We start from the raw sequence: 12,010 nt of genomic DNA on the forward strand, positions 1-12,010 counted from the left end.
GAATCAGCGACGACGGTCGAGGAGCCAGGCCAGGGGACGGCGGTGGTGCGGGCGGGCGCGGTTCTCCCAGCGCGGGTTGTCCTCGTTGCGGCGGTAGACCGCGACCTTGCCCGCGATGACGAAGCGCAGATCGCTTGCGGTGCCGACCACTTCACCGTCGGCGGCCACCGCGACGGGACTGTGCACGGCGACCGGCAGGTCGTGCATCTGGCGTTCGCCGTAGACCCGGCTGTGCCCGATCGCGGCCAGCATCAGCGCGATGACGGCGCGGGTGCGGGAGAACCGGACATCGGCGCGCAGCCACCGGACGTCGAGCAAGCCCTCGTCCAGCCGGGAGCGGAACGCGGGGACGGCGCCGTGCGGGTGGTACGGGCCGTTGCCGACGAACAGGAACCACAGATCGTGCCAGCGGTCGTCGAGGCGGATGCGGATCGGTTCGGCCTGGTGCAACGTGACGATCAGCGCGGCCGCGAACGCGGGCCACTTGCCCCAGCGGTCCTCCCATTTCTCGCGCAGGCGGACCAGATCGGGATAGGCGCCGATGCTGGCGGTGTTGATCAGGTAGTGGGTGCGCGGACCGTCGGCGGTCTCGAATTCCACTGCGGCGATGTCGACTTCGACGGCCTCGCCCGCGCCGGTCGCGTCGGCGACCTCGCGCAGGTCGTAGACGCCGAGATCACGGGCGAAGTGGTTGAGGGTGCCCGCCGGGACGACGACCAGGGGCAGCTCGTTGCGCAGCGCGACGGCGGCGGCCGCGGCGATGGTGCCGTCACCGCCCGCCGCGCCGACCGCGACGATCGACGGGTCGAGCGCCGCCTGCAACAACTCGGCGGCGTCGCGATCGGGCTCGGTGTGCAGCAGGGTCGCCGCGGGCAGCGCCTCGGCGATGTCGGGGGTGGGGTCGTAGGTGGAGTCGCCGGACCGCGGATTGATCAGCAGCAGTAGACCTTTGCCGTCGACCAGCGCGGGGGCATCGCGCACCACCCGCGCCTCGGCCTCGTCGGATTCGCGGATCGGCCACCAGCGGCGGGTGGCCAGCGCCACGCTGGTACCGACGGCGGCGCCGACCAGGACGTCGGAGGGCCAGTGCGCGCCGGTGTGGATGCGCGAATAGGCGACGGCGGCGGCCACGGGGGCGACGGCCAGCGCGGTGCGCGGGCTCTCCAGGGCGACGGCGGTGGCGAAGGCCGCCGCATTGGCGCTGTGGCCCGACGGGAACGACGACGAGATCGGCTTGTCGACCAGCCGCCGGCTGTGCGGCATGAGCTCGGCCGGTGGACGACGGCGGGGGATCAGTGACTTGAGCACCAGATTCACCGCGAAGCTCGACCCGGCCAGGGCGAGCACCCCGCGCAGGGCGGCGCGCCGCGGCGGACCCGGCTTGACCGCCAGCACCGCCGCCGTCGCCAGCCACAGGCCACCGGTGTTGGCAGACTTGGTCAGCCGCAGCATGCCGCGATCGACCGACGACTCCGGAATCCGGGACACCGCCCGGCTCATGACGACGTCCATCCGGGAGACCGTGCGGAACCTGCGGCCGGGCAACTCACTCACGGCCACGACCTTACCGCCGTTGCCGAACATCGGCTTTCGGTGAATCGAGTCAGGACGATGCCCCCGATTCCAGCGGCTACCCACCGAATCGGGAGGTTCGCGCGGCGCGGGGATCGACCGATAAGCTCGGGCCCATGACCGACAACGCGCTGCTCGAGGGCCCCATCCACGCTGTTCACGTCGAGCTCGGAGCCACCTTCGCTCCGTTCGGCGGGTGGGAGATGCCGGTGCAGTACGGGGGGACCGTCGGCGAGCACACCGCCGTGCGCACCACGGTCGGGCTGTTCGACGTGAGTCACCTGGGCAAGGCGACCGTCGCGGGCCCCGGCGCGGCGGCGTTCGTGAACTCGGCGCTGACCAACGATCTGGCCAGGATCCGGCCGGGCAAGGCCCAGTACACGCTGTGCTGCGCGGCCGACGGCGGCGTGATCGACGATCTGATCGCCTACTACGTCGGCGACGACGAGGTGTTCCTCGTGCCGAACGCCGCGAACACCGCGGCCGTGGTGGCCGAGCTGCAGAAGGTCGCTCCTGCCGGGATCACCGTGACCGACGAGCACCGCGAGTACGCGGTGTTCGCGGTGCAGGGCCCCAAGTCGACCGAGGTGCTCGCCGCGCTCGGCCTGCCGACCGACATGGAGTACATGGCCTACGCCGACGCCGAGTGGGACGGCCGCCCGGTGCGGGTGTGCCGGACCGGGTACACCGGCGAGCACGGCTACGAGCTGCTGCCGCGCTGGGACGACGCGGAAGCGGTATTCCGCGCGCTCACCGAGCAGGTGCTGGCGGCTGGTGGACAGCCCGCCGGGCTGGGCGCGCGCGACACGCTGCGCACCGAGATGGGCTACCCGCTGCACGGCCACGAGCTGTCGCTCGATATCACCCCGAACCAGGCGCGCACCGGCTGGGCGGTCGGCTGGAAGAAGCCGGAGTTCTGGGGCAAGGCGGCGCTGGAGCAGGAGAAGGCCGACGGGCCGCGGCGCACGCTGATGGGCCTGAAGGCACTCGATCGCGGCGTGCTGCGGCAGGGTCAGACCGTGCTGCGCGACGGCGAACCGGTCGGGGAGACCACCTCGGGCACGTTCTCGCCGTCGCTGAAGGTCGGCATCGCGCTGGCCCTGCTCGACACCACGGCGAAGCTGGAGCCCGGCGACGAGGTGGAGGTCGACGTGCGCGGGCGCAGGCTGCGCTGCGAGGTGGTCAAGCCGCCGTTCGTCGACACCAAAACGAAGTAATTCCGCGCAATGGATAGGATCGCATCATGACAGTCGCTGCACAGTTCACTCGTATTCCGCATCCGGCGCCCCGTTCGGCGCAGCAGCGGGAAGAGGTACTGGCGGCCCCCGGTTTCGGGCGGTTCTTCACCGATCACATGGTGTCGATCGACTACGCCGACGGCGAGTGGGGTAACGCGCGGGTCGAACCGTACGGCCCGCTGTCGCTGGACCCGGCGACCATGGTGTTCCACTACGGTCAGGCGATCTTCGAAGGACTCAAGGCCTACCGTCAGCCCGACGGCAGCATCGCCACCTTCCGGATCGACGCCAACGCCGCGCGGTTCCGCCGCTCGGCCGCCAGGATGGCGATGGCCGAACTGCCGGACGAGCTGTTCGTCGAATCCGTGCGTCAGCTGCTCGAGGTCGACGCCGACTGGGTGCCCGCCGCCGGTGGCGAGGAGTCGCTGTACCTGCGGCCGTTCATGTTCTCCACCGAGTCGGGCCTCGGCGTGAAGCCCGCCTCGGCCTACAAGTACCTGCTGCTGGGCTCGCCGGCGGGCGCGTACTTCCCGCGTGGCGTGAAGCCGGTGCGGGTGTGGCTGTCCACCGAGTACGTGCGGGCCGCGCCCGGCGGCACCGGTGAGGCGAAGGTGGCGGGCAACTACGCCGCCTCGCTGCTGGCGCAGGCGCAGGCCACCGAGAAGGGCTGTGACCAGGTCGTGTGGCTGGACGCCTGCGAGCGCCGCTTCGTCGAGGAGATGGGCACGAACAACCTGTTCTTCGTGTTCGGCACCGGCTCCGAGGCCCGGCTGGTGACCCCGGAACTGTCCGGTTCGCTGCTGCCGGGCATCACCCGCGACTCGCTGCTCACCCTGGCCGCCGATTCCGGCTACCCGGTCGAGGAGCGCAAGGTCTCGGTCGAGGAATGGCGCAAGGGCGCCGAATCCGGTGAGATCAGTGAGGTTTTCGCGTGCGGTACCGCCGCGGTGATCACGCCGGTCGGCTGGGTGAAATCGGCCGAGGGTGAATTCAGCATCGGCGGCGGCGAGCCCGGCGCGGTGACGATGGCGCTGCGCGACACACTGACCGGCATCCAGCGCGGCACCTTCGCCGACTCTCACGGCTGGATGCGCACGGTGTAGGAACGGCATTCGAGAAGGAGCGGGTCCCGAACGGGGCCCGCTCCGTCGTTTGTCAGCCCGGCATCAACGCCTGCCACTGCGGCAGGGTCTGCGGCCGCAGCACGTAGTTGTTGTCGCGGATCGAGGACAGTTCGGCGCTGGGCGCCTCGGAGTACCAGTGGCCGGGGTAGACGACCGGGTTGCCGTCGAGCGCGGCCAGATGACGCAGGCTGCGGAACATCTCGTCGGAGTCGCCGCCGGGGAAGTCGGTGCGGCCGCAGCCGTCGACGAACAGGGTGTCGCCGGAGATGAGGCGGCCGTCGAACAGGAAGCACTGGCTGCCCGGCGTGTGACCGGGGGTGTGCAGGAGTTCGATCTCCAGCGCGCCGACCTTGACCTTGTCGCCGTTGTCGTGGCCGGTCAGCTCGCTCGGCGCGATCCCGGTGGTCTGGGCGACCCAGTCCAGTTCGTGCTTGTTCACGTGCACCGCGACGCTGGTCTTCTCCAGCAGCTCGCGCACGCCACCGAGGGTGAAACCGAGCATGGTGCCGCCGACGTGGTCGGGGTGGTGGTGGGTGGCGAGGACGCCGGTGACGGTCATTCCGTCGGCGGTCGCGACGTCGACCAGGTCCGATGCCTTGTACGCGGGGTCGACCACGACGGTCTCGCCGGTCTCCCGATCGCCGATCAGATACGCGAAATTACGCATCTGCGTGGCGATCGGATCACCGACGGCGTAATCCCGGCCGGACAGCAGCTGGCGGAAGTAGAGGCGTTCGGAAGACATGTCATCACTGTATTGCCACCGGTGTGCTGGGGGAGCACCCGAGTACCGATGAGCGGACGGTCTGTGGGACGACACAACCGATGGTGCCCCGGAATTATGATCAGTGCAGGTTTCACATCGCGGGGCGCGGTTTACCCTGCTAGTGAGAAGCCAACGGCCGCAAGTGAAACCGTGATCTCGATCGCAGCGCCGAGCACGTCACCGGACAATCCGCCGAATCGCCGGACGCTGTGACGGGTGATCAGCACCGACACGGCGAGGACCGCGACGGTGACGAGGGGGCCGAGCCAGAGGTTGCCGGGGACCGCGAAAACCGACCAGCCGGTGGCCGCCACCGACCAGATCAGCACCGGGGCAAGGGGCTGGGTGCCCGCCACCAGCGTGCCGAAACCCGAGTCGGGGGCTGCTTGGATGCCGCGGCGGCAGGCGAGGACGACGGCGACCCGCCCGAGCGTCACGGCGAGCACGATCGCCGGCCAGCGACCCTCGTCGGCGAGGGCGGCGAAGGCGGCGGCCTGGATCGCGATGGCGAAGATCAGCGCGGCGACGCCGAACGGACCGGCCCCGCCGGACTTCATGATCTGCCTGGCCCGCTCGGGCGGGCCGTAGCTGCCGAGGCCGTCGGCGGTGTCGGCGAGGCCGTCGAGATGCATGCCGCGGGTGAGCAGGGCGAGTAGCCCGACGGTGAGCAGCCCGGCCAGCAGGGTGGTGAGACCGGCCGCTACCGACAGGCGCATCGCTGCCGCGGCGACACCGCCGAGCAGCAGGCCGACCAGCGGTGCGAGCGCGATGGCGTGACCCGCGGCGCGGCGATCGACGGTGGCGGGCCCGGTGATCGGGAGAACGGTGAGCCACGAAACGGCCAGTCGCACGCTGTTCACGACGGCACTCCTCGGTCGGGGCCGTCGGTGCGACCGGCGGGATCACACCGAGTCCGCGAGCTCAGGCCCGCCGGAGGCCGTCCGGGCGTCACTTGGCCAGGTCGACGGTGTCCGGCTCGTCGGCCGTGCTGACACCCGCGTTCGCGAAGGTCGACATCTCGGCGAGGGTGGCGACGGCGGCGCGCAGGATCGGCAGGGCGGTGAGCGCGCCGGATCCTTCGCCCAGGCGCATGCCGAGGTCGACCAGCGGTTCCAGGCGCAGGTGCTTCAAGGCGAGGTCGTGGGCGGGTTCGGTGGAGCGGTGGCCGGGCAGCCACCATTCCTTGGCACCTGCCGCCAGATCTTCGGCGACCAGGGCGGCGGCGGTGACCACGACACCGTCGAGGACGACCGGGGTCCGGCGGGTCGCGGCCTGGGCCAGGAACCCGGCCATGGCGGCGAAGTCTGCGCCCGCCGCGACCCGCAGCAGGTCGACGGGATCTTTGGCGACGGAGCGGGCGCGGCGCATGCCGTCGCGGATGGCGGCGACCTTGCGGATCCAGCCCGCGTCGTCGACGCCGGTGCCGCGGCCGACGGCGGCGACCGGCTCGGTGCCGGTGAGGGTGGCGATCAGGACGGTGGCGGGGGTGGTGTTGCCGATACCCATGTCGCCGGCGATCAGGAGGTCGGCGCCCGCGTCGATCTCCTCGTCCGCGATGGCGCGGCCCGCGGCCAGCGCGGCGGTGACCTCGTCGTCGGTGAGGGCGTCCTCGCGGTCGATCGACCCGCTGCCCCGGCGCACCTTGTGCTGGGCGACCGACGGATCGGTGTCACCCGCGACGGCGATATCGGCGACCCGGACCGTCGCGCCCGCGACCGCGGCCAGCGCGTTCACCGCCGCGCCACCCGCCAGGAAATTGGCCACCATCTGCCCGGTGACCTCGCTCGGATACGCCGAGACACCATGCCGGGCGACACCGTGATCCCCGGCGAACACCACCACGCGGGCCCGCTCGAACTGCTTGGGCGGGCACACACCCTGGCAGGCCGCGATCCAGTTACCGAGTGTCTCGAGCCGTCCCAGCGATCCGGCCGGTTTCGTGAGCTGCGTCTGGCGCTGCTCGGCCGCCGCGCGCACCTGCGCGTCCGGGGCCGCTACCGGCGCGAATCCATGAGTCACTGGGAAGCCTTTCGACAATGGTGCCTGGTGTCGACGCTCATCTTGCCCGGATCACGGTGCGTCGCGCCGACCGACCCGGCTCATTTCAGCCGGACCGGCAGCCCGGCGACGATGAGGAATGCCTCGTCGCACACCTGCGCGAGCCGCTGGTTGAGCGTGCCGATCTCGTCGCGGAACAACCGGCCGGAGCGGGTCGCCGGGATGACACCCATCCCGACCTCGGGCGAGACGATCACCAGCCGCTGCCGGTAGGCATCGACGGCCGCGACGAGCGCATCGCAGTCGGGGGCCACCGTGCCGCGCGGGGCATCCCAGGCGGCGCGGGCGTCGAGGCGGGCGGTGAGCCAGGTGCCGATGTCGTCGAGCAGGGTCGCGGGGGCGGGTTCGGCGAGAACGATTGCGGGCTCGGTGTTCTCGACGGTCGACCAGTGCGCGGGACGGCGCTCGCGATGGCCCGCGATCCGGTCGGCGAAATCGTGATCGGCGGGATCGAGAACCGCGGTCGCCAGGTATCGGACCGCGGCCTCACCCGCGACCAGATCCTCGGCGAAGGCGGACTTGCCGGAGCGGGCGCCGCCGAGGACGAGAGTGCGGGTGGGCGCTGACATGTCAGCACCGTAGCAACCCTCAGTGCGCGCCCATGGTGGAAATTTAGATGGCTTGCCATGTATTCTGGGTTCGAACCCGACGATGGAGGTGGGGATGGAACCGGTCGGCAGGCGTCCGATGGAACGCGGCGCATCGCTGGGCTATGTGGTCAATCATCTCGCGCGACTCATGGAACAGGCCTTGCGTGACCGGATCGCCCCGCACGGCGTGGTGCCGGGTCAGTTCGCCCAGCTGCTCGCCCTCTACGAGGAGGAGGGCCTCACCCAGCAGCAGTTGTGCGCGAAGGTCCGGATCGACCAGTCGACCATGGCGCACACGCTCAAACGGATGGAGCGCGACGGCCTCATCCGGCGCACCGCCGACCCCGCTGACGGCAGGCGCGCCCTGATCCACCTCACCGACCGGGCGCGGCGCTTGCGCCCGGAGCTCACCGCGGCGGCGCGCGAGGTGAATGCCCTTGCCACCGTCGGGTTCTCGGACGCGGACCGCGAGGTGTTCCTGCGCCTGATCCGCCAGGCGATCGTCACTCTGGAGAGGTAGCCGTGCTCGCTCGAATCCATCCGATCGCCGGTGCGATCGGACTGCTCACGATCCTGACCTTCTGGACGTCCACCGTGCTGACCGAGCTCTTCGGGTCCGAAGCCGCCGTGCGCGCGGTGAAACTGGCGATTCCGTGGGGGCTGCCGGTGCTGGTGCTCGCGCTGGCCGTCACCGGGGCGAGCGGTTTCCGGCTGGCGGGCGGCTCGACCGATCCGCTCATCGCCGCGAAGAAGCGCCGGATGCCGGTCATCGCGGGCAACGGTCTGCTGGTGCTGATCCCGTCGGCGATCACGCTCGCGGTGCTGGCGGGAACGGATCGGTTCGGGGCGGTCTTCTACGGCGTGCAGGCGCTGGAACTCACCGCGGGCGCGGTCAATATCGTGCTGATGTCGCTCAATGCGCGGGACGGTCGTCGGCTGCCGGCTCGAGGGTAGGGGCGCCGAAGCGGCGCCGGTACTCGATGGGGGCGATGCCGACCTGGCGCTGGAAGTGGTGGCGCAACAGGGCGCCGGAGCCGAAACCGGACTGGTCGGCGATGCGCTCGAGGGGCATATCCGTCGCCTCGAGGAGATGCTTGGCGAACAGGACGCGCTGGGTGGTGAGCCACTTGACCGGGGTGGTGCCGGTCTCGGCGGCGAAGCGGCGGGCGAAGGTGCGGGTGGACATGCTCGAGCGCGCGGCCAGCTCGTCGACGGTGTGCGGGTGGGCGAGATTCTCGGTCAGCCAGGCCAGCGTGGTCGACAGGCCCTCGGACCGGCATTCGGGCACCGGCTGCTCGATGAACTGGCGCTGACCGCCGTCGCGCTGCGGTGGCACGACCATGCGGCGGGCGATGCCGTTGGCGGCGGCGGTGCCGATCTCGCGGCGCACCAGGTGCAGGCAGGCGTCGATGCCCGCCGCGGTGCCCGCGCTGGTGATCAGGTTGCCCTCGTCGACGAACAGCACGTCCGGGTCGACGGTGGCGGCGGGGAACTGGGCGGCGAGGATGTCGACGTAGCGCCAATGGGTTGTGCACTTGCGGCCGTCCAGCAGCCCGGCCTCCCCGGCCAGGAAGGCGCCCGAGCACACGGTCAGGACGATCGCGCCCGCGTCCGATGCAGCCCGGACAGCCTCGACGACCCGCTCGTCGTAGCCCTGGCCGAGGGTGAACGGGAAGGCGGGAATGGCGACGAGATCGGCGTGCACGAGCTCGTCGAGGCCGTACTCGGGGGTCACCGAGACGCCGGGGGTGGTGGAGCGCAGCGGCTTGCCGGGGGTGGCGCCGCAGACCCGGAAGTCGAAGCCGGGCAGGCCGTCGGCGGTGCGGTCGAGCCCGAAAACCTCACAGACGACGCCGAATTCGAACATGGCGAGTTTGTCGTTGAGGACGACGGCAACCTTCGACAGCATCACCCCATGCTATCTGGCTGAATCTTTACGCACAATGACAGAACAGCCACTTTCGGCCGAAAAGCGACGAGCGCAAAATTTCTGCCATGGTTACTTTCTTGCTCGTCCTCGCCGCCATCATCGGACTCGCCGTCCTCATCGGCCGCGGTACCGCCGGGTCGACCGGGATCGTCGACCGGGACGCCCAGCGGATCGACGCCGAACTCGCCGCCATCGCCGGCTATGCGAACAACATCCGGCCCGGCCACCACTGAACGCGCGAATGCCGCCCCACCCGGTGGGTGGAACGGCATTCGTGACAGGGGAAAACTCAGACGGCGTCGCCGGGGCCCACCCGCGGCTTGGGGGCGCGCATCTTGCGGATCTGCGAGGCGCGGACGAACGCGTACCAGCCCAGCTTGAAGCCGGTGTCGGTGGTGCCGGGGAAACGCTCGATCACCCGGTTGTTCACGATCTTGCCGAGCACGAAGCCCTCGATGATCATGAACACCATCATGACCAGCATCGCGAGGGTGACGATGGTCTGCAGACCCGGTGCGACGAACATCGACATGATCAGCACCAACGCCATCGGCATGAACAGGCCGACCAGGTTGCGGCGCGCGTCGACCAGATCGCGCACGTAGGCGCGGACCGGGCCCTGATCGCGCGGCAGCAGGTACTTGTCCTCGCCCGCCAGCATCCTGGCGCGGCGATCCTGCACGGCGGCGCGGCGGTCGGCCGCGGCGGCCTTGCGGTCTGCCTTGGTGCCCTTGACCGCCTTGCGGCGGGCGCGGGCTTCCTTGGCGGTCATCGGGGCGGGCGCGACCGGGCCGCGCCGTTTGCCTTCGGCCTCACGCCTTTTCGGGGTCGGGCGACCCTTGCCCGGAGTGGTGGAGGCGGGTGCGGGGGCGGTCTGTTCGACGTCCGGCACCGAGGGGTCGACGGACTCGTCGATGGTGCTGGACTCGTCGCGACGGAACAATTTCACGTTCACCAGGCTATTCGATGATGTCGACCATCGGGAAATGCGGTCCGGTCAGCGGTGCGCCCGGTCTCATCGGCGCTGCCCTGCGACCTGGATCACCCCGAACCGGCAGGTACTGTGGGATGAACCACCCAGGTCGAATCCACGCTGCGTGGCGGGGGTGGCAAAATAGGAATAGCAGCCGCCGCGATGGTGTTGAAATCAGTCGTGCGCTGTGCACCTGAGGTCCGTTTCGCGGGCCGGCCGACTTAGGAGTGTCCATGACTGTGCAGAACGAGACCGCCACCGAGACCCACGGTGCGACGCTGACCGACGCTGCCGCCGCCAAGGCGAAGGCGCTGCTCGACCAGGAAGGTCGCGACGACCTCGCCCTGCGCATCGCCGTCCAGCCGGGTGGCTGTGCCGGCCTGCGCTACCAGCTCTTCTTCGACGATCGCATCCTCGACGGTGACATCGTCGTCGAGTTCTCCGGCGTGAAGCTGGCCGTCGACCGCATGAGCGCCCCCTACATCCAGGGCGCCTCGATCGACTTCGTCGACACCATCGAGAAGCAGGGCTTCACGATCGACAACCCGAACGCCACCGGCTCCTGCGCCTGCGGCGACTCGTTCAACTAGAGGTTTGCTGCCCCACCGTGGAAACGCGGTGGTTGCGTTGAGGTGAACCATCGGGGTGTAGCGCTTGCTACCGTTGAAGTCCGGGATCTGATGATCCCGGACTTCTTTGCTTTCCGCGCCTAGTGTCGAAGGGGCCTCGCCTCGTGTCTGTTGCTGTGTCCGCATCCATCGCCACCGACCACCTCATGCGTTTTCCCGGCAAGTTCGCCGATGTGCTGCTCGCCGATCAGCTCGATCATGTGTCCCTGAGTTTCCTCGTCGACGATCTGCAGATCCGTCGCGGCGGGGTGGCGGGCAACATCGCCTACGCGATGGGGCTGCTGAAGCAGCGGCCCGTGCTGGTCGGCGCCGTGGGCGCCGACTTCGCCGAGTACCGGCAGTGGCTCGAGACCAACGGTGTCGACTGCTCGGCGGTGCACGTGTCGAGCACCGCGCACACCGCGCGGTTCGTCTGCACCACCGACGAGGCGATGGCCCAGATCGCCTCGTTCTACCCCGGGGCGATGAGCGAGGCGCGCGATATCGATGTCGCCGCCATCGCCGCCGCGCACGAGGTCGACCTGGTGCTGGTCGGCGCGAACGACCCCGAGGCGATGGTCGCGCACACCCGCCAGGCCAAGGCGCAGGGCATCGCGTTCGCCGCCGATCCGTCCCAGCAGCTGGCCCGCCTCGACGGCGAGCAGGCGGCCGAACTGGTCGACGGTGCCGCGTACCTGTTCACCAACAAGTACGAGTGGGCCCTGCTGCAGCAGAAGACCGGGCTGAGCGAAGCGGAGATCACCGCGAAGGTCGGCATCCGGGTCACCACGCTGGGTTCGGAAGGCGTGCTGGTCGTCGACGCCGACGGCACCGAGGTGCGCGTCGGCGTGGTGCCCGAGGTGTCCAAGGTCGACCCGACCGGTGTCGGCGACGGCTTCCGGGCCGGCTTCCTCACCGCCCACCGCGCGGGCCTGAGCCTGGAGCGCTCCGCTCAGCTCGGCTCCCTGATCGCCGTGCTGGTCCTGGAGACCACCGGCACCCAGGAGTGGACCCTCAACAAGGACGAGGCCGTCGAACGCCTCACCAAGGCCTACGGCGCCGACGCCGCCGACGAGGTCTCCGCGCTGCTGTAGTCACGCGAAGCCGAACGCCCCCTCGATCGAAAGATCGAGGGGGCGTTCGTCGTTCGG

The 12,010-nt window shown here is 70.1% G+C and carries 14 protein-coding genes; 7 read left to right on the top strand and 7 right to left on the bottom strand.

Features of this window, described 5'->3' with window-relative positions:
- Positions 1-3 precede the first annotated feature (3 nt).
- Positions 4-1,554 carry a bifunctional phosphatase PAP2/diacylglycerol kinase family protein gene (locus ACFVAV_RS22750; protein WP_379037111.1) on the bottom strand — a complete coding sequence of 517 codons (1,551 nt, stop codon included), beginning with the start codon at positions 1,552-1,554 and terminating at the stop codon, positions 4-6.
- A gap of 134 nt (positions 1,555-1,688) precedes the next feature.
- Between ACFVAV_RS22750 and gcvT the strand changes: the two genes are divergently transcribed.
- Positions 1,689-2,789: a glycine cleavage system aminomethyltransferase GcvT gene (gcvT, locus tag ACFVAV_RS22755; protein ID WP_379037113.1), complete on the top strand. Its 1,101-nt coding sequence runs from the start codon at positions 1,689-1,691 to the stop codon at positions 2,787-2,789.
- A 26-nt stretch (positions 2,790-2,815) separates the two neighbouring features.
- On the top strand, positions 2,816-3,913 hold the full coding sequence (locus ACFVAV_RS22760) for a branched-chain amino acid aminotransferase (RefSeq protein WP_379037114.1): 1,098 nt from the start codon (positions 2,816-2,818) through the stop codon (positions 3,911-3,913).
- Positions 3,914-3,965: 52 nt separating this feature from the next.
- Here the strand turns inward: ACFVAV_RS22760 and ACFVAV_RS22765 are convergent, their stop codons facing one another.
- From ACFVAV_RS22765 to ACFVAV_RS22780, 4 genes are all read right to left on the bottom strand, one after another.
- A complete protein-coding gene (locus ACFVAV_RS22765; RefSeq protein ID WP_379037115.1) occupies positions 3,966-4,679 on the bottom strand; it encodes an MBL fold metallo-hydrolase in 714 nt (237 codons plus the stop codon).
- Positions 4,680-4,810: 131 nt separating this feature from the next.
- Positions 4,811-5,560 carry an adenosylcobinamide-GDP ribazoletransferase gene (locus ACFVAV_RS22770; RefSeq protein WP_379037117.1) on the bottom strand — a complete coding sequence of 250 codons (750 nt, stop codon included), beginning with the start codon at positions 5,558-5,560 and terminating at the stop codon, positions 4,811-4,813.
- A gap of 88 nt (positions 5,561-5,648) precedes the next feature.
- Positions 5,649-6,719 (bottom strand): nicotinate-nucleotide--dimethylbenzimidazole phosphoribosyltransferase, encoded by a 1,071-nt coding sequence (gene cobT, locus ACFVAV_RS22775; RefSeq protein ID WP_379037118.1) that lies wholly within the window; start codon positions 6,717-6,719, stop codon positions 5,649-5,651.
- An 80-nt stretch (positions 6,720-6,799) separates the two neighbouring features.
- Positions 6,800-7,327, bottom strand: coding sequence for a bifunctional adenosylcobinamide kinase/adenosylcobinamide-phosphate guanylyltransferase (locus ACFVAV_RS22780; protein WP_379037119.1), 528 nt, complete (start codon positions 7,325-7,327; stop codon positions 6,800-6,802).
- Between the two features lie 94 nt (positions 7,328-7,421).
- On the opposite strand from ACFVAV_RS22780, the gene ACFVAV_RS22785 reads away from it, so the two are divergent.
- Positions 7,422-7,868: a MarR family winged helix-turn-helix transcriptional regulator gene (locus tag ACFVAV_RS22785; RefSeq protein ID WP_379037120.1), complete on the top strand. Its 447-nt coding sequence runs from the start codon at positions 7,422-7,424 to the stop codon at positions 7,866-7,868.
- A gap of 2 nt (positions 7,869-7,870) precedes the next feature.
- Entirely contained in the window at positions 7,871-8,302 is a 432-nt protein-coding gene (locus ACFVAV_RS22790; RefSeq protein WP_379037122.1) for a hypothetical protein, read from the top strand.
- On the opposite strand, the gene ACFVAV_RS22795 is transcribed toward ACFVAV_RS22790, so the two are convergent.
- On the bottom strand, positions 8,262-9,257 hold the full coding sequence (locus tag ACFVAV_RS22795; protein ID WP_379037123.1) for a helix-turn-helix domain-containing protein: 996 nt from the start codon (positions 9,255-9,257) through the stop codon (positions 8,262-8,264). The genes ACFVAV_RS22790 and ACFVAV_RS22795 overlap by 41 nt on opposite strands.
- Positions 9,258-9,343: 86 nt before the next feature.
- Here ACFVAV_RS22795 and ACFVAV_RS22800 point away from each other — a divergent pair, with 86 nt between their 5' ends.
- Positions 9,344-9,511, top strand: a complete 168-nt coding sequence (locus ACFVAV_RS22800) for a hypothetical protein (protein WP_379037126.1) — start codon at positions 9,344-9,346, stop codon at positions 9,509-9,511.
- A 56-nt stretch (positions 9,512-9,567) separates the two neighbouring features.
- On the opposite strand, the gene ACFVAV_RS22805 is transcribed toward ACFVAV_RS22800, so the two are convergent.
- On the bottom strand, positions 9,568-10,227 hold the full coding sequence (locus ACFVAV_RS22805; protein WP_379037128.1) for a DUF3043 domain-containing protein: 660 nt from the start codon (positions 10,225-10,227) through the stop codon (positions 9,568-9,570).
- 257 nt (positions 10,228-10,484) lie between these two features.
- On the opposite strand from ACFVAV_RS22805, the gene ACFVAV_RS22810 reads away from it, so the two are divergent.
- Both ACFVAV_RS22810 and ACFVAV_RS22815 read left to right on the top strand, forming a co-directional pair.
- Positions 10,485-10,841 (top strand): iron-sulfur cluster assembly accessory protein, encoded by a 357-nt coding sequence (locus ACFVAV_RS22810; RefSeq protein ID WP_019046168.1) that lies wholly within the window; start codon positions 10,485-10,487, stop codon positions 10,839-10,841.
- Between the two features lie 185 nt (positions 10,842-11,026).
- A complete protein-coding gene (locus ACFVAV_RS22815; protein ID WP_379037200.1) occupies positions 11,027-11,953 on the top strand; it encodes a carbohydrate kinase family protein in 927 nt (308 codons plus the stop codon).
- The last annotated feature ends 57 nt before the right edge of the window (positions 11,954-12,010 follow it).

Origin of the sequence: Nocardia sp. NPDC057663, assembly GCF_042799895.1 — a bacterium.
GTDB lineage: Bacteria > Actinomycetota > Actinomycetes > Mycobacteriales > Mycobacteriaceae > Nocardia.

Coding starts and splice junctions, on each gene's coding strand:
- gcvT (WP_379037113.1), top strand. CDS start 1,689: ATGACCGACAACGCGCTGCTCGAGGGCCCCATCCACGCTGTTCACGTC.
- ACFVAV_RS22760 (WP_379037114.1), top strand. CDS start 2,816: ATGACAGTCGCTGCACAGTTCACTCGTATTCCGCATCCGGCGCCCCGT.
- ACFVAV_RS22765 (WP_379037115.1), bottom strand. CDS start 4,679: ATGTCTTCCGAACGCCTCTACTTCCGCCAGCTGCTGTCCGGCCGGGAT.
- ACFVAV_RS22780 (WP_379037119.1), bottom strand. CDS start 7,327: ATGTCAGCGCCCACCCGCACTCTCGTCCTCGGCGGCGCCCGCTCCGGC.
- ACFVAV_RS22785 (WP_379037120.1), top strand. CDS start 7,422: ATGGAACCGGTCGGCAGGCGTCCGATGGAACGCGGCGCATCGCTGGGC.
- ACFVAV_RS22795 (WP_379037123.1), bottom strand. CDS start 9,257: ATGCTGTCGAAGGTTGCCGTCGTCCTCAACGACAAACTCGCCATGTTC.
- ACFVAV_RS22800 (WP_379037126.1), top strand. CDS start 9,344: ATGGTTACTTTCTTGCTCGTCCTCGCCGCCATCATCGGACTCGCCGTC.
- ACFVAV_RS22810 (WP_019046168.1), top strand. CDS start 10,485: ATGACTGTGCAGAACGAGACCGCCACCGAGACCCACGGTGCGACGCTG.
- ACFVAV_RS22815 (WP_379037200.1), top strand. CDS start 11,027: ATGCGTTTTCCCGGCAAGTTCGCCGATGTGCTGCTCGCCGATCAGCTC.